The organism is Janthinobacterium sp. JC611 (assembly GCF_018682595.1).
GTDB lineage: Bacteria > Pseudomonadota > Gammaproteobacteria > Burkholderiales > Burkholderiaceae_D > Janthinobacterium.
Window position 1 is genome coordinate 309,065 of record NZ_JAFLJN010000034.1, and the last position, 20,170, is coordinate 329,234.

At 68.4% G+C, this 20,170-nt stretch carries 17 protein-coding genes; 9 read left to right on the forward strand and 8 right to left on the reverse strand.

Features of this window, described 5'->3' with window-relative positions; translation table 11 throughout:
- Nucleotides 1-61 precede the first annotated feature (61 nt).
- Complete coding sequence (locus tag J0O65_RS21875) at nt 62-799, forward strand: hypothetical protein (protein WP_215409293.1); 738 nt, start codon at nt 62-64, stop codon at nt 797-799.
- On the opposite strand, the gene J0O65_RS21880 is transcribed toward J0O65_RS21875, so the two are convergent.
- The 6 genes from J0O65_RS21880 to J0O65_RS21905 are packed head-to-tail and all read right to left on the reverse strand — an operon-like array spanning nt 786 to nt 5,472.
- On the reverse strand, nt 786-1,487 hold the full coding sequence (locus tag J0O65_RS21880) for an ABC transporter permease (RefSeq protein WP_215409294.1): 702 nt from the start codon (nt 1,485-1,487) through the stop codon (nt 786-788). The two genes, J0O65_RS21875 and J0O65_RS21880, sit on opposite strands and share 14 nt — an antisense overlap.
- On the reverse strand, nt 1,484-2,755 hold the full coding sequence (locus tag J0O65_RS21885; protein ID WP_251373893.1) for a glycosyltransferase: 1,272 nt from the start codon (nt 2,753-2,755) through the stop codon (nt 1,484-1,486). Before J0O65_RS21885 ends, J0O65_RS21880 begins: the two co-directional genes overlap by 4 nt.
- On the reverse strand, nt 2,749-3,633 hold the full coding sequence (locus J0O65_RS21890; protein WP_215409296.1) for a hydrolase 1, exosortase A system-associated: 885 nt from the start codon (nt 3,631-3,633) through the stop codon (nt 2,749-2,751). Before J0O65_RS21890 ends, J0O65_RS21885 begins: the two co-directional genes overlap by 7 nt.
- On the reverse strand, nt 3,630-4,496 hold the full coding sequence (locus J0O65_RS21895; RefSeq protein WP_215409297.1) for a hydrolase 2, exosortase A system-associated: 867 nt from the start codon (nt 4,494-4,496) through the stop codon (nt 3,630-3,632). Before J0O65_RS21895 ends, J0O65_RS21890 begins: the two co-directional genes overlap by 4 nt.
- Nucleotides 4,493-4,738, reverse strand: coding sequence for an acyl carrier protein (locus J0O65_RS21900; protein WP_215409298.1), 246 nt, complete (start codon nt 4,736-4,738; stop codon nt 4,493-4,495). Before J0O65_RS21900 ends, J0O65_RS21895 begins: the two co-directional genes overlap by 4 nt.
- A complete protein-coding gene (locus J0O65_RS21905) occupies nt 4,717-5,472 on the reverse strand; it encodes a GNAT family N-acetyltransferase (protein ID WP_251373894.1) in 756 nt (251 codons plus the stop codon). Before J0O65_RS21905 ends, J0O65_RS21900 begins: the two co-directional genes overlap by 22 nt.
- Nucleotides 5,473-5,658: 186 nt before the next feature.
- Here J0O65_RS21905 and J0O65_RS21910 point away from each other — a divergent pair, with 186 nt between their 5' ends.
- Genes J0O65_RS21910 through J0O65_RS21920 form a run of 3 tightly spaced genes read left to right on the forward strand, consistent with a single transcriptional unit; the run spans nt 5,659 to nt 10,453 of the window.
- Nucleotides 5,659-7,263 carry an acyl-CoA ligase (AMP-forming), exosortase A system-associated gene (locus tag J0O65_RS21910; protein WP_215409300.1) on the forward strand — a complete coding sequence of 535 codons (1,605 nt, stop codon included), beginning with the start codon at nt 5,659-5,661 and terminating at the stop codon, nt 7,261-7,263.
- Entirely contained in the window at nt 7,260-8,516 is a 1,257-nt protein-coding gene (locus J0O65_RS21915) for a pyridoxal-dependent decarboxylase, exosortase A system-associated (protein WP_215409301.1), read from the forward strand. The genes J0O65_RS21910 and J0O65_RS21915 overlap by 4 nt, the downstream gene beginning before the upstream one ends.
- Nucleotides 8,513-10,453, forward strand: coding sequence for an asparagine synthetase B family protein (locus tag J0O65_RS21920; RefSeq protein ID WP_215409302.1), 1,941 nt, complete (start codon nt 8,513-8,515; stop codon nt 10,451-10,453). The genes J0O65_RS21915 and J0O65_RS21920 overlap by 4 nt, the downstream gene beginning before the upstream one ends.
- Here J0O65_RS21920 and J0O65_RS21925 read toward each other — a convergent pair.
- Nucleotides 10,362-11,297: a polysaccharide deacetylase family protein gene (locus tag J0O65_RS21925; protein WP_215409303.1), complete on the reverse strand. Its 936-nt coding sequence runs from the start codon at nt 11,295-11,297 to the stop codon at nt 10,362-10,364. The genes J0O65_RS21920 and J0O65_RS21925 overlap by 92 nt on opposite strands.
- On the reverse strand, nt 11,294-12,580 hold the full coding sequence (locus J0O65_RS21930) for a putative O-glycosylation ligase, exosortase A system-associated (protein WP_215409304.1): 1,287 nt from the start codon (nt 12,578-12,580) through the stop codon (nt 11,294-11,296). Before J0O65_RS21930 ends, J0O65_RS21925 begins: the two co-directional genes overlap by 4 nt.
- Before the next feature lie 152 nt (nt 12,581-12,732).
- On the opposite strand from J0O65_RS21930, the gene J0O65_RS21935 reads away from it, so the two are divergent.
- The 5 genes from J0O65_RS21935 to J0O65_RS21955 are packed head-to-tail and all read left to right on the forward strand — an operon-like array spanning nt 12,733 to nt 20,150.
- Nucleotides 12,733-14,817, forward strand: a complete 2,085-nt coding sequence (locus J0O65_RS21935) for a glycosyltransferase (RefSeq protein ID WP_251373895.1) — start codon at nt 12,733-12,735, stop codon at nt 14,815-14,817.
- A 15-nt stretch (nt 14,818-14,832) separates the two neighbouring features.
- Entirely contained in the window at nt 14,833-16,305 is a 1,473-nt protein-coding gene (locus J0O65_RS21940) for a lipopolysaccharide biosynthesis protein (RefSeq protein WP_215409305.1), read from the forward strand.
- A 2-nt stretch (nt 16,306-16,307) separates the two neighbouring features.
- Nucleotides 16,308-17,381, forward strand: a complete 1,074-nt coding sequence (locus J0O65_RS21945; RefSeq protein ID WP_251373896.1) for a glycosyltransferase family 4 protein — start codon at nt 16,308-16,310, stop codon at nt 17,379-17,381.
- Entirely contained in the window at nt 17,371-18,957 is a 1,587-nt protein-coding gene (locus J0O65_RS21950) for an MBOAT family O-acyltransferase (protein WP_215409307.1), read from the forward strand. Before J0O65_RS21945 ends, J0O65_RS21950 begins: the two co-directional genes overlap by 11 nt.
- A 2-nt stretch (nt 18,958-18,959) precedes the next feature.
- Nucleotides 18,960-20,150: a hypothetical protein gene (locus J0O65_RS21955; protein ID WP_215409308.1), complete on the forward strand. Its 1,191-nt coding sequence runs from the start codon at nt 18,960-18,962 to the stop codon at nt 20,148-20,150.
- Nucleotides 20,151-20,170: the final 20 nt, after the last annotated feature.

The following is a 20,170-nucleotide window of genomic DNA, read 5'->3' on the forward strand; positions in this document are numbered from 1 at the left end:
AACCTGCTGCGCGTACGCTCGCTACGGTTTTGTCAGGTGTCGTCAATAAAGGATTAATAACATGCCTGATAACGACATTCCCCAAGTAGCGCAACCGGACGACGCCGTCGTCGGCAAGGAGGCGGGCGCGCGCATGCTGGCCGCGGCCTGCGCCGCGCGCGACGCGTTTTATGCCACCCTGGGCACAGTCGATGCCGACGTGCTGGCGCCGCTGGTCAACCCGGCATTCATGGGCGGCCCGCGCTGGCCCTCGTTGCGCCAGGCCTGGCGCGTGATCCGCCGTGCCGGCTCGATCGTGATCGCCAGCGATGGCTTGAGCGATCCGTTCGAGGATGACGACGACGTGTTCGTGCCGCGCGGCCACCTGCTGGAAGTGTGCATCGAAGCTCCGCTGTCCGCCTTCGACGGCCAGGAAGTGGCGCAATCCTGGCTCTTCGACGTGATTTACCAGGTCAGCCAGAACGTGGCCGATCACGGCTCCATCGATTTGCTGGTGCAGCGCCACGGCAGCGTGTCGATGGCGCTGGAATTGCGCGATGCGCCCAAGGCACTGGAAGACGAAAACGAACAGGTGGGCGTGCTGCTGGCCCAGGGCGCAAGCGGCATTCCGCCATCCTGCGCCACGCCGTATGGCGAGGTGATGCTGCTCACCGCCACCGTGCTGCAGCCGGCGGAAATGACGCATATCGGCAATGCCGCCGACAAGGCGCAATCGCGGCGCGACCTGGCCGCCGCGCTGGCCGCTTCGCCGACGCGGCATTGGAGCGTGGCGGATCGGTTCGCCGTCATTCCCCGCTAGGTTTTTCAACTGGCGGCACGGCCGGTTCTTCCGCTGTGGCGGCCGCCGCGTCGGCGCCAGTGGGCGCCGGCGGCGGTTCTTTCCACTTGCCCGCCGCCTTCAGCTTGTTCTTCAGCCCCGGCAAGGGAAAACCCAGCGCATAGGCTTTTTGCGCGTGCGCGCTGGCCTTCTCGTAATCCTTCTTCTTCACATACATCAGGCCCAGGTTGTACTGGATGGTGGCTTGCTCGGGCGCCATGCGGCTGGCCGCGTCCAGCTGCTCCAGCGCCGTCGCATCCTGGCCCATGGCCAGCAGGTAACTGCCATACACCATGCGCGCCGTGACGTCGTGCGGCGCGAAGGCGATGGCCCGCTCGAAGTAGCAGCTGACCGTAAAGCGGGCGCCATGCGGCTGGGCGCTTTTCAGGCGCAAGCCCAGCCTGGCCATCGACGCCAGCGCCCGGTGGTGATTCGGGAAGTGCTCGAGCGTGTAGCTGATGTCGCCGCCCACGCTGCCCGTATTGCCCTGCGTGAGCGTTTCCACGGCGCGCGTGAAATGATAGCTTTCGACCACGGACAGGCCTTTGCGGTCTTCCGCGCTCGTATAGTCGCCGCCCGTGGAACCCTGGACGTAGGGCGGGCATGCGGCCTTGGCCGAAGCGCCGCCGCAGATGACGGCCAGGCTGCAGCCGATGAGCAGACGTTTCATGGTGTTCTCCTGTGGCTGACGTGGTCCAGTAAATCGGCCAGCGCCTGGCTGCGCGCCTGCCGCGATTGCAGGGCGATGGTGCTGGCGCTGGCCAGCGGTGCGCGGCCCGCGTGCGCCAGTTCCAGGAAGCGCAGCAGCGCGCGCGCGCAGTCGCCGCTCGAGGCCAGCTGGCCGATGGTGTCGATGCCGCATTGGCGCAGCTTGGCCGCGCTGTCGCCCGCCAGGTCGGTCAGCGCGAGGATGGGGCGGCGGCAGCGCAGGTATTCATACAGCTTGGCGGGAATCTGTGCGTTGCAGTTGGCCGCCTGCAGCAGCAGCAAGCCGTCGGCCGCCTGCATTTCCTGCAGCGCCGCATGGTGCGGCTGCAAAGGCGCCAGGGTCACCAGATCATGGACGCCGTATTTCGCCAGCAATCCACCCAGCCACGCATCGTGGCCCGCGGCGCGCAGCACCAGCTGGAAATTGTGCGCATGTAGCACGCCGTCGTGGCGCAGCCGGGCCAGGGCCTCGAACAGCGCTTGCGGATCGCGCTCGGACGGGTAGATCACGCCGCTGTGCAACAGCAGGAAGCGGCTGCGGTGGCCGTCCGGCGGCGCGGCGCCCTCGTCGTCGTCATCGTCATGGCCATTTTCGATCAGGCGGAAACGCTCGCCCGCCACCTGTGGCAGGCGCCGTTGATGCGCCGCGATGGCGCCCGGCGTGGTGCAGACGATGGCCGCGCTGCGCGCCGCGATGCGCTGTTCGATCCACGCATGCATGCGGCGCAGGCGGGCTTCGGGCGGATACGGCGCCAGCGGATCGCTGTCGTCCAGCATCGGGTCGCGCTGGTCGACGACCCACGGCAGGCCGCTGAGTTTTTGCAGGGTCAGCGCGATCAGGTGCGCCGTGGCGATCGGATACGTCGACCAGATGGCGTCGGGGCGGTATTGCCGGATCATGCGCAGGCCGGCCGGCACGGCGCTCAGCCACCAGGAACTCCAGCGGTCGGGCAGGGCCAGGCAGCGCGGATAGCGTCCGCCGATGGCCAGGTGGCGCGCCGCATCCAGCGCCAGGGTGCGCCGCACGGTGGCTTGCGCGCCGATCCGCGCCAGCTGGGAATCGCCGCGCTGCGCATACGCGAAGGCGCTGGGACTGAGCACGAGCGGCTGCCAGCCGCAGTCGGGCAGGTGGCGCGCGAAGCCCAGGGTGCGCAGGATGCCGCTGCCGCCGGCAAGCGGGGGAAAATGGTAGGCGATCATCAGCACCCGTTTTGGCCTCGGCGCTACCATGACTGCAGCCACCGTGCGCACAGCTGTTCCACTTCGCCGCGCCAGGCGGCGCTGGCGAAGGTGTGGTTGGCGCCATCGACCTGCGCCCGCGTCCATTGCGCGCGGGCGGCGACGCCGCGCCACGCCGCGTCGCCATCGAGCAGGGCTTGCCACTCGCGCGCGCCCAGGTCGCCGCCGCTGAGGACCAGCAACACCTTGCCCTGGAATTGCCCCAGCGCCCGCAGCAGGGCCGGCGCGGGCGCGTCGTCTTCCTGCGCCACTTCCTGCGTGGCGGCCGCCACCTGCCGCAGCGAGGCCAGGCTGGCGCCCAGCCGCACTCCGCCTTTGCTCAGCTTGCGCCAGAAATCGCCTTGCAGCAGGCGTGGCAGATAGTAGTGGCGCAAGGTGGCGCGCGCCAGGCCGGCGCTGCTGCGCACCCACGGATTGAGCAGGACCAGCGCGCTGACGCGCGCGTCGCTTGTCGCATGGCAGGCGGCGGCCGTGGCGCCGTCGCACAAGCCCCACAGCACCACCTCGCGCAGCGCTGGCACGGCGGCGAAGAATTGCGCCAGCGCGCCGGCGATGTCGGGACCGGCGGCGCGGTAATCGCGCGCGCGCCCCTCGCTGTCGCCCATGCCGCGCAAGTCGAAACGCAGCACGGGCGTGCCGCGCGCGGCCAGGGCGCGCGCCAGCAGGACGAACTGGCGGTGGCTGCCCACGCGGTACTGCGGCCCGCCCGTGACGATCACTACGCCGCGCGGGCCGGGCGCCTCGGGCAGGCTGAGGATGCCGACCAGGCGCGCCTGCGCCTCGTCGCCTGCGGCCGCACTGCGAAAACGCAGGGCCAGTTCGTTCACGCTCCGCCCTGCGAGGTGCTGCGCACTGCTGTCGCGCTTCATGGGGACGTCCTTTCCTCGTCGAGCCAGTCGCGGCACAGCGCACGCGTGGCGTCCAGCAGTTGCGGACACGCCAGCAGCTCGCCGCTGTGCCAGAACGGTCCGTCGCCGAAGCTGGCCACGTGGACGGCGGCGCCGTGCTCGCGCCATTGCCGCGCCAGCGGCGGCAAGGGCGCCGATGCCTGTTCCGGCCCTTGGTAATCGAGCCAGTAGACGGGCACCGCCGGCACGCACGGCTGCAGCGCGCAGGCGCTGACGCCATCGATGGCGCGCGCCAGCTCGGGCGCCAGCAGGTAGCCTGCTACTTCCACAGGTTTACCTTCCGCCAGGGCGGCGCGCGCCTGGCCGGGCGCTTCCCGTGTGCCGCCGGCCAGCATGCCGCTGGCCAGGCGCAGGCGCAGGAAGCGGTCGATGACGCGCCTGCCATCGAGTTCCGGTTGCCACAGCAGCAAACGCGCCAGGGGCAGCGGCGCGCGGCTGGCGAAATCGAGGGCCAGCAGGGCGCCCAGGCGCAAGCCCCACAGGGTCAACGGGCCGTCGACCCGCTGCGCCAGCCACGCGCAAGCCAGGTGCAGGTCGTTGTGCCAGATGTCCCAGCGCGCCTCGCCAAAGTCGCCGCTGCTGTCGCCGCAGCCGAACAGGTCGATCTGCAGCACGCTGTAGCCGACGCTGGCAAAGGCGCGCGCCTGCGCGGCCGCCACGTGGCGGCTCTTGTTCAGTTCCTCGGCGAAGGGATGCACGTAGACGATGCCGCCGCGCGCGCCGCGGCCCGGCGGCGGCAGGTGCAGCAGGCAGTAGCGCTGGCCGCCGCTGGCGGGCAGGAAGAAGGGCAGCAGCGGCAAGGCGTCGAGGGAGGCGCCGTTCATGGTCGCAGCTTTGCAAACACGAAATCGTGCAGGGCGCCCACGGTGGCGAAGTGGCGCGCATGGATGTCGTCGTCGGCGACGGTGATGCCGAAATGGTCTTCCAGCGCGGCGATCACGCCGATCACGGCCATCGAGTCGAGTTCCGGCACGCTGCCCAGCAGCGGCGTGTGGGCTTCCAGCGCGCGTCCGTTCAAGCCCAGGGTGGTGTCGAGGATGTGCTTTACTGCTTCAAGATGCGGCATGTCAGCTCCAGGGAAGGGGTGTACGGCAGGGAAGACGTATCGAAGGCCAGGCAGGGGATGGCGTCCGGCCCGCGCGACAGGTGCAGATACGGCGGCAGGCTGGCGGTCATCCATTGCCAGCGCCCGCAGCGAAGGAAGGTGGCCGTGCCCAGCGCGTGCGTACCCAGGCGCGCATGGGCGCGCAGCGAGGCGCGGTTGAAGCGCGAGATGCGGCTGCACGACCAGCGCACGCCCTGCGCGTGCAGCACGGCGTTGGCTTCTTCCCACAGGCGGGCGAAGACCAGGCCGCCGCGCTGCTCGGGATGCACCCACACGTCCAGGTCCCACGACGACTGCGTCGACGCCAGCGCATAGCGGGCGCGCACCTCGTCTTCCCGGCAGCCGTGGCGCAGCAGCCAGATCCAGCCCAGCATGCCGGACTCGTTGCGCGCCACCAGGCATTGCGCGCCTTGCCGGTAGCGTTCGCGCAGCGCGCCGGGCCGGCGTTCGGGACCGGGCGGCAAGTCCGCCTCCGCCAGGCAGGGCGCGACGGCGATCGCCTGGCCGCGCCCGCGGCACAGCGAACCGGGCGCCACGGCCTGCGCGACGAATTGATAACGGTACAGCGCGCAGCGCCCGCCCGGCACGCGTTCCAGCAGCCGCGCCAGGGCCAGCCACGCACTGTCGCGCCAGCCCAGCTGGCGAAGGCTGGCGGCGAGCCGATGCAACCGGGAAAAAAGGGCGAAGCTGGCCATGGCGGTCACGGATGGGGCGGCTTTGCAGCCAACGCTGTCCATTAGAGCGCAGCGGCCGGCTTCGGTCTTGCGCGCGCTCAAGCTGTGTTGCTGAAACTGTTAATTGATCAAAATCAAGACCGCTGTGAGCGTTTGTCTGAATCATAGGGGAATGCATGGCAATCATGGCAACCCGGGGGTGAAACGATGGCGACACTGATACACGATCTGATCTTTGAAACGGCGCAGCGCGCGCCCCAGGCGCCGGCCCTGTCGTGGCAGGGCGAGGAACTCGGCTATGCCGCGCTGGCGCATTGCGTGCGCGAGGCGGCCGGCAGCCTGCTGAGCCTTGGCTTGCAGCGTGGCGCGCGCGTGGCCGTGTACCTGGAAAAACGCCCGGAGAACGTCAGCGCCATGTTTGGCGCGGCGGCGGCCGGCGGCGTGTTCGTGCCCGTCAATCCGCTGCTCAGGCCGGAGCAGGTGGCGTACATCCTGGCTGATTGCAACGTGGACATCCTCGTCACGTCGCGCGAACGGCTGGCGCAGCTGGGCCCCGCGCTGGCCGCGTGTCCGGACTTGCGGACGGTGCTGCTGACGGGCGACGGGCACGTGGAATCGCGCCTGGGCACGCTGCGCGTGCTGCCCTGGAACGCCGTGCCTGCCAATGTGCCCGCCCTTGGCGCGCCCAGGCCGCATGTGGCGATCGACACGGACATGGCCGCCATCCTGTATACCTCGGGCAGCACGGGACGGCCGAAAGGCGTGGTGCTGTCGCACCGCAACATGCTGGCGGGCGCGCTCAGCGTGTCGTCCTACCTGCGCAACACGCCGGAGGACCGCATCCTGTGCGTCCTGCCGCTCAGCTTTGATTATGGCCTGAGCCAGCTGACGACGGCGTTTGCCAGCGGCGCCTGCGCCGTGCTGATGAATTATCTGCTGCTGCGCGACATCGTCGAGGCCGTCGAGCAGGAAGCCATCACGGGCCTGGCGGCCGTGCCGCCGCTGTGGGTGCAGCTGTCGCAGCTGAGCTGGCCCCTGTCCACGCCCTTGCGCTACATCACCAATTCGGGCGGCGTGATGCAGCGCTCCACGCTCGACAAGCTGCGCCACTCGCTGCCGCGCGCCCAGGTCTACCTGATGTATGGCCTGACGGAAGCGTTCCGCTCCACCTACCTGGCGCCGGAACAGCTGGAGCGGCGCCCCGATTCCATCGGACAGGCGATCCCCAACGCGGAAGTGCTGGTGCTGCGCCCGGACGGCAGCGTGTGCGATGACGACGAGCCGGGCGAGCTGGTGCACCGTGGCGCGTTGGTGGCGCTCGGCTACTGGAACGACGCGGCGCGCACGGCCGAGCGCTTCAAGCCGCTGCCGCCGCAGGCGAGCGGCCTGGTGCTGCCGGAACTGGCCGTCTGGTCGGGCGACACGGTACGCCGCGATGCGGACGGCTATCTGTATTTCGTGGGGCGCAGCGATGACATGATCAAGACGTCCGGCTACCGGGTCAGCCCGGCCGAGATCGAGGAAGTCGCGTATGCGAGCGGGCTGGTGGGCGAGGCCGCCGCGCTGGGCCTGCCGCATGCCGTGCTGGGCCAGGCCATCGCCTTGCTCGTCACGCCCGCGCCGGGCGTGGAATTGCTGCGCGACAGCGTGCTGGCCGCCTGCCGCGCGCGCCTGCCCAGCTATATGGTGCCGCTGTGGGTGGAGATCCGCGACGGCGTGCTGCCGCGCAATCCGAACGGCAAGATCGACCGCCCCTTGCTGGCGAGGGAACTGGCGCGCGCGTATGCGGTCCAATCGGGAGACGCCGCATGAAGGATTTGATCCGCTCGAACGCTACGCAATTGCCGTCGCACGCTTCCCTGGGCCAGTTCGCCGTGCAAGGCGACATGCTGCAGATCGGCGGCTTGCCCTTGCACCGGCTGGCCCAGCGGGTGGGCGGCACGCCGTTCTACGCGTATGAACGGGCGCACCTCACGCGTCGCGTGGCGCAACTGCGCGCCGCCTTGCCCGCTGGCGTGCATGTGCATTACGCGATGAAGGCCAACCCCATGCCGGCCGTGGTGCAATGGCTGGCGGGCCTGGTCGATGGCATTGACGTGGCCTCGGGCGGCGAACTGACGACGGCGCTCGATACGACCATGGCGCCGGAACACATCAGTTTTGCGGGACCGGGCAAGAGCGACGGCGAACTGGCGCGGGCCGTGGCGGCCGGCGTGCTGATCAACGTGGAATCGGGCGCCCAGCTGGAACGGGTGGCGCTGGCCAGCGAACGGCTGGGCGTGGCGGCCAGGGTGGCCGTGCGCGTCAATCCCGATTTCGCCCTGCGCCGCACGGGCATGCGCATGGGCGGCGGCGCGCAGCCGTTTGGCGTCGATGCGGCCCTCGTGCCGGCACTGCTGGGCCGCATCGGCCAGCTGGGGCTGGATTTTCACGGTTTTCATTTGTACGCGGGTTCGCAAAGCCTGTCGGGGGCGGCCCTGGCCGAAGCGCAGGCGCTCAGCGTGCAACTGGCGCTGCAGCTGGCCGACAGCGCGCCGTCGCCGTTGCGCACGCTGAATATCGGCGGCGGCTTCGGCGTGCCGTATTTTCCCGGCGACCAGGCGCTCGACCTGGCGCCCGTCGCCGAAGGCTTGCGGCGGCAACTCGCCATCCTGGACCAGGCGGCGCCCGGCGTGCGGCTGAACCTGGAGCTGGGCCGCTACCTGGTGGCCGAGGCGGGCGTGTATGTGTGCAGGGTGATCGAGCGCAAGCTGTCGCATGGGCAAGTGTTTCTCGTCACGGATGGCGGCTTGCACCATCACTTGGCTGCTTCCGGCAATTTCGGCCAGCTGATCCGCAAGAATTATCCTGTCGCCATCGGCAATCGCCTGCACGGCGGGCCGCGCGAGGTGGCGTCCGTCGTGGGGCCGTTGTGCACGCCGCTGGACTTGCTGGCCGACCAGATGGAGATGGCGCGCGCCGAGGAGGGCGACCTGGTGGTGGTGTTCCAGTCGGGCGCGTATGGCTTGACGGCCAGTCCGACGGCCTTTCTTGGCCATCCGCTGCCGGCCGAGGTGCTCGTATGAGCGGCCTGTGCGGTTGGCTGGCGGCGCCTGGCGGCGCGGATGCCGGCGGCGTGGCGGCCGATGGCGTGGCGCAAAGCGCGCTGGCCAGCATGGCCGCGCCCTTGACGCGCTTCGATAGCGCGCCCCTGGCCAGCAGCTTGAGCGACGTGGGCGGCGTGGCCGTGGCCGCCATCGGCGGCAGCCGCCATGTGTATCAGCAGGATGGCTTGCAGGTGGCCATCTGGGGCCGCCCCGTGCTCGACGGCTCGGCCGACGACGTGGCGTGCCGCCTCGCTTCCCTGTGGCTGAGCCGTGGCGTGGCCGCCTGCGCCAGCCTGTCCGGGCCATTCGCGCTGGCCATCCTCGACGCTTTTTCCGGCTCGGCCCTGCTGGCCGTGGACCGCGCCGGCATCCACCCCCTCAGCTATGCGGGCAATGCGCAAGGCCTGTTCTTTGCTTCCTCGCATGACGCCTTGCTGGCACATCCGTCCGTGCGGGGCGCGCTCGACCCGCAAGCGCTGTATCACTACCTGTATTTCCACATGGTGCCTGGCCCGGCCACGGCTTACCTGGGCCAGCAGCGCTTGCTGCCCGGCGAATACCTGCATGTGCGGGGCGGCAAGCAATGCAAGGGCAGCTACTGGCAACTGGTCTTCCAGGAGCCGGCGGCGCGCACGCGGGCCAGCTTTGCCAGCAACAAGCAGGAATTCCTGCGCCTGCTGCGCCAGGCCGTGGAAAGCAGCCTGGGCGCGGATGGTGCGGACACGGGGGCGTTTCTCAGCGGCGGCACGGACAGTTCCACCCTGGCCGCCATCATGGGCCAGGTGTCGGGCCGGCCCGCGCGCACGTATTCCATCGGTTTCGACGCGCCCGGCTATGACGAAATGGCGTATGCGCGCCTGGCCGCCAGCCATGCGGGCAGCATCCACCACGAACGCTACGTGACACCGGGCGACGTGCTGGCCGCGATCCCCGCCATGGCGGCCATTTTCGACCAGCCTTTCGGCAATGCGTCGGCCATTCCCGCGTTTTACTGCGCGCAGATGGCGCGCGAGGATGGCGTGACGCGCCTGCTGGGCGGCGACGGCGGCGATGAATTGTTTGGCGGCAATGAGCGCTATGCGCACCAGGCCTTGCTGTCGCAGTACGAGCGCTTGCCCGTCATGGTGCGCCAGGCCATCATCGAGCCGCTGCTGTTCCGTGTACAGAAGGGCAAGCCCTGGCGCCTGGGCGACAAGGCGCGCCGCTACATCGAACAGGCCAGCCTGCCGCTGCCGGCCAGGCTCGACGACTATAACCTGCTGCTGCGCCATGGCCACCGCACGGTGCTGGAAGCGGGCTTCATCGACACCATCGACCCGGGCATGGCGCCCGGTTGCATGAATGGCGCGTATTGGGAGCGGCAAGGCCAGGGCTTGAGCCAGATCAATGAACTGCTGGCCCTGGACATGCGCTTCACCCTGGCCGACAACGACCTGTTCAAGGTGCGCAAGGCGTGCGAGCTGGCCGGCGTGGAGGCGGCGTTTCCCTTCCTGCACGATGCGATGGTGGCGTTCGCTTCCCGGCTGGCGCCGCGGGACAAGCTCGACGGCAGGCAGCTGCGGCCCTTCTTCAAGCGGGCGCTGGCCGAGATCCTGCCGCCGGCCATCGTGCGCAAGAAAAAGCACGGTTTCGGCCTGCCCTTCGGCCAGTGGCTGCACAGCCATGCGCCGCTGCGCGACTTTGCTTTTGACAATCTGACGCAGCTGCGCGGGCGCGGCATCGTGCGGCCCGCCTTCATCGACGACCTGAAAGGGCGCTTGCTGGCGGAACATCCTGCCTATCACGGCACCATGGTGTGGCTGCTGCTGATGCTGGAACAGTGGCTCAGCCAGCATCCGGGTGCGCTGGGTGCGCTTGCCGGCGGTTTTGCCGCATGCGCCACAGAAACGCCAGGCGTCCTCGATCCCACGGCGTAAAGCGGGGCAGCTGCAGCAGGTCGAGTCCCGCGCCGGGGCGCGCCACGCCCCAGTCCGTGGCGACGGCCGCCTGGAAGCCGAGGCTTTTCACCATCGCCACGTGCGGCGCGCCATAGTCGCGCCCGGCCTTGCCGTTGGGATATGCAAACAGGGTGACGGGCGCCTGGATCAAACCTTCCAGCTGGCGCTTGCCATCGGCGATGTCGCGCTGCGCGGCGTGGTCCGGCAAGGTGGACAGGATAGGGTGGCTGGCCGTGTGCGCGCCCACGGCCATGCCGGCCGCGTGCAACTGGCGCAGTTGCGCCGTGCTCAGCATGGCGGGCGGTCCCGCCGTGGCGCCCGCCTGGCGCAGGATCTGCATGGCCAGCTGCTGGCGCCGGTCGAACGGCAGGTATTTGAGCTGGCCCAGCAAGGTGGCGATGGCCGCCTGCCGCTGCGCCAGGCTGGCGACGGGGTAGGTGCCCAGCGCCTGTTCGCGCAAGTCCAGCACGGGACCGGGCGCCTGGCGCACGGCGTCGATCACCGTGTCGTTCCACATCTGCCCCCCATTCAGATAGTCCGTGGCGATAAAGAACGTGGCGGGCCAGCCGTGGCGCTGCAGCAGCGGCAGGGCCACTTGCGCATTGTCGGCATAGCCGTCGTCGAAGGTGATGCAGGCGGCGCGCGGCGGCAGGCTGCCATCTTGCAAGCGCTGCACGGCTACGCTGAGCGGCAGTGGCGCATAGAAACGTTTTAGAAGGCGCAACTGGCGCTCGAACAGGGGCGCATCGATTTCGCCGGGAAACAGCGGGTCGGGCCGCGCCAGCACGCGGTGGTAGATCAGGATGGACAAGGTGGCCGTCATGGCTGCTCCGCGATGGCTGCCCGGGGCCTGGCCGGGCGGGATGTGGAGGCCTTGGCCTGCTGTTCGACGATGATGCGCGTGGCGATCAGGGCGGCCATCAGGTAATACGGCATGTCGTAGTAAAGCAGGCTGAGGAAGGCACCGCCCACGGCAAAGCCGATCAGGCTGGCCTGGCTCATGGTGGCCAGGCCGTGCGCCCAGCGCAGTTCCGGCTTGCCCCGCGTGCTGCGGATGATGGCGGCGGCCGTGCGCCAGGTGGCGACGCCCAGCGCCAGGTAAATCAGCAGGCCGACGAAGCCGTGTTCGCCCAGCACCTGGAAATAGATGCTGTGCGCCGCGTGCACGTCCATGGGATTGGGCGCGTAGCGGGCAAAGATGCCGCCGTCGGAGACGTCGAAGCCGCCGCCGGGAAAACGGTCGCGCGCCAGGTTCCATGCCATGCGCCAGGCATTCAGGCGGCCCATGGCCGATTCGTCGTCCTGGTAGGTATTGATGGTGTCCATGCGTTCGGCCCAGCGGTCGGGCATGAAGGCCAGCAGCAGCGGCGCTACCAGGCACAGCAGCGCGCCCAGCACCAGCTTGCGTCCGCTTTTCATCCACATGAACAGGCCCATGGCGGCGATGGCCAGCAAGCCGCCGCGCGAGTACGAGCCCAGCGCGGCCAGCGCCGACAGCAGCATCGCGGCGGACAAGCCGTGGCGCACCCAGCGCCTGTCCGTGTTTTGCTGCAGATAATACATGAGCGGGATGGTGATGATCAGGGCCAGCGCCAGTGCATTGTTATCCCCGATAAATGTGTCTTCCGGCCCCCAGACCCGTTCCGTGCCGCCGCTGCGGATGGTGAAGATGCCGCCTTTCACGCCGTAATAACCGAGCGAGACCACCAGCACCCAGACCAGGCGCACGATGTCGCGCCGCGTGCGTATCACCATCATGATCACAAAGCTCATCAGCATGATCTTCATGACCTTGTTCCACTGCATCCATGACGATGCCGGCAGCAGCGCGAACAGGGCCGTGACATTCATCCACGCCACGAACAGCAGCAGCAGCACGCTGACGGGCGTGAGCGGCAGGTTTTTCGGTTCGCGCGTCATGACCAGGCTGAGCATGGTGGCGATGGCGATGATGAAGGCGAAGGGGAAGTGGGTGGCAAAGCCCCAGCCCTGCGTGTGGGGATTCATTACGCTGACCCAGACCCACATCAGGCCGCCGATGGACGGCGCCTTCAGGATGAAGGGCAGCGAACCCAGGATGATGATGGTGATCACGATGTCGCGCATGAAGGGTGACGCTCCTGGTTGTGCCCGGTTTGGCATGGTCTTGATGCCTGTCAACGGGCTGGCGGGCAGGCTCAGTACACTGGGTCAATACGCTTCAGCGTTGTTGAGACTATGAATCAGTTTTGTGATAGTAAGACCAAGGAGGCACGTCCTTGTTGACCGTTCTCATGGCGACCTACAATGGCGCCGGCACTTTGCCCCAGGTATTGCGCGCCTACACGGCGCTGCAGGCGCCTGCGGGCGGCTGGCGCCTGATCATCGCCGACAATGGCAGCACGGACGCCACGGCCCGGGTGATCGCCGCCTTCCGCGGCCGCCTGCCCTTGAGTACCGTGTACGTGGCGCGGCGCGGCCGCAGTCCCGCCCTGAATGGCGCCGTCGAGCACGCCTTGCGCCATGGCGGCGATGGCAGCGAGCTGTTCGTGTTTGGCGACGACGACGCCATGCCCGCGCCGGACTGGCTGTGCCGCTTGCAGGACAGCGCGCGCGAGCACCCCGGCTACGCCCTGTTCGGCGGCGCCATCGTGCCTGCCTGGCGCGAACGGCCGGCGGACTGGCTGCTGCACCTGACCCCCGTCGGCTTGACGTGGGGCATCACCAGCCCCGACCTGCGCGATGCCCCCATCTATCCGGGCCTCGTGTGGGGCGCCAACATGGCGATACGCCGCCGAATCTTCGAGGCGGGCGCCCGCTACGACGAAAGCATCGGCCCGCAGGGCGCCAACTACGCCATGGGCAGCGAAACCCGGCTCAACCTGGAGATGCATGCGGCCGGCCATCCTTCCTGGTTCTGTCCGCGGGCCAGGGTGGCCCACATCATCCGCGTGCAGCAGGTGCAACGCGCCTGGATCTTGCGCCGCGCCATGCTGTTCGGACGGGGCCAGTGCCGGCTGGCGACGTGCGCGCCCAGCGTGGAGTTGCTCGGCGTGCCGCGCTGGTTGCTGGGCAGATATGTGCGCGATACCTGCGGCGCCGTGCGGGCCTGGCTGCGGCGCGACCACGCCGACCTGTTCCTGCGCCAGTGGGAACGGGCCTGGCTGCGGGGCTTCTTCCATGAAGCGTGGCGGGGACGGCGCAAACGGCTGCCGCGCATCGTCATCAGCAGCTATTCGGGCGAGCTGGGCGGCATGGAGCTGCGCATGGCGCAAGAGGCGAGCATACTGGGTGCGAGCGGCTATGACAGCGTGCTGGCGCTGCGGCGCTTTCCCGGTTTTGCCGCCTGGGCGCAGGACTTGCGCGCAAGGCAGATGCGCGTGCGCGTGTATGAACCGCCGCTGTTTCTCGAGCACTGGGCCTGGCGCCGCTGGAATTGGCTGCGCGCCAGGGTCACGGGCGCGTGGCGGCTGCGGCGCCTCCGGCCCGACCTGGTCCACGTGGCGTTTTGCTGGACCAGTTATGGCGCCTCCATCGTGTGGCTGGCGCGGCGCTGCCGCTTGCCGGCCGTGATCAGCGTGCACAATGCGTTTCCCCTGGAACGCTTCAACGCCTGGCAGCGGCCCCGGCTGCAGGAAGCGTTTCGCACCGTCAAGGGCGTGTATGCCGTGTCGCCGTCGGCCATGCGGCATTTTCTCGACCTCTACCGCGACATGCTGGGCCCGGAGACGCGGCTGGCCGTCATTCCCAATGGCGTCGATACGGACACGTTTGTCGTCTCGCCCGACAGGCGGATGCTGGCGCGCAGGCAACTGGGACTGCCGCCGGACGCGCTCGTGCTGGGGGCCGTGGCGCGGCTCTCCGCGCAAAAACGCCCGCAGGCGCTGCTGGCCCTGTTCGCCCGCCTGGCCGCGCAGTTTCCCAACTTATATCTGGTCCTCGTGGGCACGGGGCCGCTGGAAGCCATGCTGCGGCTGCAGGTGCAACAGATGGGCTTGCAGGAAAGAATCGTGTTTGCCGGCTTCCAGCGGCGCATCGAGTTGCTGATGCCGGCCTTCGACCTGCACGTGCTGCTGAGTAAGAATGAAGGCTTCGGCATCGCCACCATCGAAGCCATGGCCTGCGGCGTGCCGGCCGTGGGCACGGATGTGCCGGGCACCCACGATATCCTGCACGACAGCGAAGGGGGCTTGCTGCTGCCGCTCGATGACGAGCTTGCCGCTTGCGCGGCCGTGGCGCAGCTATTGGAGGATGCGCCACGGCGCGCCCGCATGGGACGGCTGGCCCGCGAGGAAACCGTGCAGCGCTATTCGATGCCGCGCCTGGAACGCCAGTTGCGCCAGTTCTATGCCGGCCTCGTGTAGGCGCGGGCGGCCCGCATGAGCGCCACCCGCCATTCGTTCTTCTTTTCCTTCGCCGAAAAATACACGGTGCTGCTGCTGGGCATCGTCGCCACCATGGTGCTGTCGCGCCTGCTGACGCCGGCCGAAGTGGGCGTGTATTCGCTGGGCGCCGTGCTGGTGGCGCTGGCGCAAGTGGTGCGCGACTTTGGCGTGGGGCAATACCTGATCCAGGAAAAGCAGCTCGATGCCGTGAAATTGCGGGCCGCGCTGGCCACCAGCCTGCTCGTCGCCTGGCTGCTGGCGGGCCTGGTGCTGCTGGCCAGCGCGCCGCTGGCGCAATTCTATGGCGAACCACGGCTGACCCTGGTGCTGCGGTTGCTGGCCATCAATTTCCTGTTGATCCCGTTCAGCGCGCTGACGTTGCCGATGCTGCGCCGGCAACTGCGTTTTCGCGCCATCTACGCCATCAATGCGGCCAATAGCGTGGTCAATTTTCTGGTGGCCGTGCTGCTGGCGCTGCAGGGCTACAGCTACATGAGCATGGTGTGGGCGGCGCTGGCCGGTTCCTGCGCGTCGCTGGCAGTCAGCCTGCTGGTGCGTCCCGCGGAACTGCCGTGGCTGCCGGGACGGCGCGGCATGGGCGCCATCGCCCGCTTTGGCGCGTATGCGACGGCAGGCGGGCTCGTCGACGAGGCGGGCGTGGCGGCGCCGGACCTCATCATTGGCAAGCTGATCGGCATTGACAGCCTGGCCCTGTTCGGCAAGGCGCAAAGCGTGCTCAATATCTTCAACCAGGCCATCACCAGCGCCATTTCTCCCGTCGTGTTTCCCCTGTTCGCGGCCCGCGCGCGGGAGGGGAGCGGGCAGGGCGGGGCGGAGCTCGTGTATTTGCGCACGATCAGCTACATGACGGCGCTGGCCTGGCCGTTTTTTCTTTTTCTCTCCTGCATGGCTTTGCCCCTGGTCAAGGTGTTGTATGGCGCGCAATGGCTGGGCTGCGTGCCCTTGATCCGCGTCATGTGCCTGTCCTCGGCCGTGTATAGCATGTTCAGCATGGCCCGCTACCTGTTCGTGGCGACGGGCCAGCTGCATGCGCAGGTGCGGCTCGATGCCTGCGCTGGCGCTATCAAGGTGGCGCTGCTGCTGGCGGCGGCGCCGTTCGGCCTGGTGGCGGTGGCCTGGGCCGTGGTGCTCGGTAATGTGCTGCGCAGCTGGCTGAACTACGGTTGCCTGCGGCGCTTGAGCGCCCTGGACTGGCGCATCCTGGCGCGGGCATTGCGCAAGAGCCTGCTTCTCTGCGGCGTCAGCGGCGTGGTCCCCGTCGCTGCGCTGCTGTGGTTGCCGCCTGACACGCCGGCGCTGCTGGCGCTGGCCGGTACGGCGCTGGCCACCTTGCTGTGCTGGCTGGCCGGTCTGTTCCTGGTGAAGCATGAGCTGGCCGGCGAATTTTTGTTATTGCAACGTAAGCTGGCTGGCCGTTGGCCGGCAGTCAAATGGACGAAAGGATGACCATGCGTGTCGGTATCTTGTCCTACCCGATGCTGTTCCAGCGCGACGGCGGCCTGCAGATCCAGGTGCGCGAGACCATTGCCGCGCTGAACCGGCTGCCCCGGCAGGCGGCGCGCCCCCTGGAAGTGCAGCTGGTCGACGCCAATCACGAGCGGCTGGCCGATTTCGACGTGCTGCACGTGTTTTCGGCAAGCAATGGCACCTACCGCATCATGGAAATGGCCAGCGAGCAAGGCGTGCCCGTGGTGCTGTCGCCGCTGCTGTCGCCGGGCTGGGGCCGCGCCAGCGCCTGGCGCGCGCGGCTGGCCGACCGGCTGGCGGGACGCCTGACGGAGTGGATGGTGCAAACGAGCTATGCGCAAACGCGGCGCGCCTTGCAACTGGCCGACGTGGTGATTGCCCTGGGCGACGCCGAGCGCGACGCCATCGTGCACGGTTTCGGCATGCGGGCCGATACCATCCGCGTCTTGCCAAATGGAATCAACCCGCATTTCTTCACGGCCAATGGCGATCTGTTCTTGCGCGAAACGGGCATCGCCGGGCCATTCGCGCTGATGGTGGGCAGCATTTCCCCATACAAGAACCAGCTTGGCCTGGCGCAGGCGCTGGCGGGCGCCGGCTTGCCCCTGGTGCTGATCGGCGCCGCGCCGCGCGAACAGCAAGCGTACCTGCAGCAGCTGCTGGACTTGCCCCACGTCAGCTGGCTGGGCGCGCTCGACCACGCCGACCCGTTGCTGGCCAGCGCCTACCATGCGGCGGCCGTGGCGGCCTTGCCCAGCCGGGGCGAGGTGTTTCCCTTGAGCGTGCTCGAAGCGCTGGCGGCCGGCACGCCCGTCGTCATGACGGCGCACAGCGCGCTGGACTTGCCCGATTCCGCGTTCGCGCTGCGCAAGGTGCGCTGGGACGACGGTCCCGCGCAGCGCCAGGCCATCCTCGACCTGCTGGCGCTGCCCCCCCCGCGTTCCCGCGTGCAAGCCCTGGTCGAGCGCTTTACGTGGGAGCGGGTGGCGGCCCAGATTGTCGATTGTTACTACCACGCGCAAGCGCTGCCGGCCAGGAGGCAGCATGCTGTTTAATTCCTTCGCCTTCCTGTTCGCCTATCTGCCCATCGTGCTGGCCGGCTATTTTTTGCTCGATCGCCTGGCCGCTGCCGGCGGCGCGTCCGCCAGCTGGCGCCGCCTGGCGCCGGCCGCGTGGCTGGCGCTGGCCTCGCTGTTCTTCTATGCCTGGTGGGACGTGCGCTACCTGCCGCTGCTGCTGGCCTCGGTCTGCCTCAATTATGGCGCCGGGCGCCTGATCGGCGCGCGCGCGGGCGCGGCCCGCAAGCGCGTGCTGGCGGCGGCCCTGGCGCTGAACCTGGGCTTGCTCGCGTACTACAAATATGCGAATTTTTTCATCGACAGCGTGAACGCCGTCGCCATCGCCGCCGGCGCCGACGCCGCCAGCCTGCCGTGGCACGGCCTCGACATCATCCTGCCGATCGGCATCTCGTTTTTCACCTTCACGCAGATCGCCTTCCTCGTCGATTGCTACCGGGGCGAGGTGCGCGAATACCGCTTCCTCCATTACGTGCTGTTCGTCAGCTATTTTCCGCACCTGATCGCCGGCCCCGTGCTGCACCACCGCGACATGATGCCGCAGTTCGCCGACCCGGCCAATGCCCATCCGCGCGCCGCCAATTTCGCCATCGGCCTGTCGATCTTCACCATCGGCCTGGCAAAGAAGGTGCTGATCGCCGACAACCTCTCGCCGCTGGCCATCCCCGTCTTCGCGGCCGGCGCGCAACCCACGCTGATCGAGGCCTGGATCGGCGTGCTGGCCTACACCTTCCAGCTGTACTTCGACTTTTCCGGCTATTCGGACATGGCCATCGGCCTGTCGCGCCTGTTCGGCGTGAAATTGCCGCTGAACTTCAATTCGCCGTACAAGGCGGCCAATATCGCCGACTTCTGGCGCCGCTGGCACATGACCTTGTCGCGTTTCCTGCGCGACTATCTCTACATCCCGCTGGGCGGCAGCCGCCACGGCGAGGCCATGCGCTACCGCAACCTGATGCTGACCATGCTGCTGGGCGGCCTGTGGCACGGCGCCGGCTGGACCTTCGTCATCTGGGGCGGCTTGCACGGCCTGTACCTGGTGCTGCAGCAGGCGTGGCGGCGTGCATTCGGCGCGGCACGGGTGTACCGCTGGCTGCGCTGGTGGCCGATGTGGTGGTCAAGTCTGCTGACCTTTCTCGCCGTCATGCTGGCCTGGGTCTTCTTCCGCGCGCCCGACGTGGCCACGGCGTGGGACATCGCGGGCGCGCTGGTGGGGGGCAATGGCGTGAGCTTGCCGCGCGGCCTGGCCAGCCACGCGGCCAGCCTGGCGCAGTGGGGCCTGCATCCGGCCTTCGGCGGCATCCGCTGGATCGAATTGGCGGGCCCGGGCTTGCCCGTGCTGCTGGCGGCGATGCTGCTGGCCTTCAAGGCGCCGAACACGCAAGAAATTTTCTTTCTCTACGAGCCAGCCATTGAAAGAATATTTCAACCCGCCGGGCGCTGGGCCTTCAGCTGGCGCCCCACGCGCCGCTGGAGCGTGGGCTTTGCCGCGCTGTTCATCGCCTGCATCTTCGGCATGAACCGGGTCACCGAATTTCTCTACTTCCAGTTCTGAGCATGGACACCGCCGGCCGCCGCTATCTTGTCTGCTTCCTCGCCTGCGTCTTGCTGGTGCTCGGCGCCGTCTCGTTGCTGAACTACCAGGTCGATCCTTACCTGCTGCACCAGTGGGACACTCCCTTGCTGCAGCGCCCGCGCCAGCTCAATGAAAAGCTGGGCGCCTGGGCCAAGACCTATGCCGTGGCGCGCTACCGTCCGGCCATCGTCTACATCGGCAATTCGCGCACGGAACTGGGCTTGCCGACGGGCGTGCGCGCCATGTTCGACGGCAAGCGCGTCTTCAACAGCGCCGTGTCCGGCGCCTCGCTCGGCGACGCCATCCGCCTGGCCGAGCATGCGGCCAGGGTCAGCCGCGTCGAGACCATGGTGTGGGGCATCGACGCGCCCACGTTTTCGCTGAACATGGGGGCGGCACGCGTGGAAGACAGCCTGACGGGCGCCGGGCACGGCTTTTTCGCCCGGCGCGCCCTCGTCAACCTGAAGCGCGGCCTGACCCTGGACATGACGCAGGACAGCGTGCGTATCCTGACCGGCAACGCGGGCGACGTGTGCCGCTCCAACCTGGCCTTGTATGGGCAGCGCGACGAGACGTGCACCATCAAGGGCATGCGGCACTGGCTCGGCACCAAGGACGCCATTCCCGTGCGCCTGCAGGAATTCAGCGATGGTCAGGGGCCGACGCCGCCCTCGACACGCGCGCTCGACGCCAGCATTGGCAAGCTGTGCCGGGGCGGCCTGCGGCTGCGCCTGTACATCAACCCCACGCACGCGCTGACCCTGTACGCGCTGCACTGGCGCGGCAAGTGGGATGCCATGCAGGCGTGGCAGCGGGGACTGGTGCAGCTCGTCGAGCGCCACCGCCTGCACGGCTGCGACGTGCGCCTGCATGATTTTTCCGGCTTCAACAGCATCACGACGGAGGCGACCCCGCTCGTCAGCGGCAAGCCCGACATGCATTATTACTGGGAAGTGTCGCATTACCGGGACAATGTGGGCCGCATGATCCTGGCGCGCCTGTTCGGCGGCGACACGCCGCCGCCGGCCGATTTCGGCGTGGAACTGACGCAGGCCAACGTCGACGACCACCAGGCGGCCATGCGCGCGGCGCGCGAGCGCTATCGCGTGGAACACGCGCGCGAGGCGGTCTATGCGCAGCGGGTGCTGGACGGGCCGCTGATCCGGCGCTGAACGCCATTTCTCTCCTCATT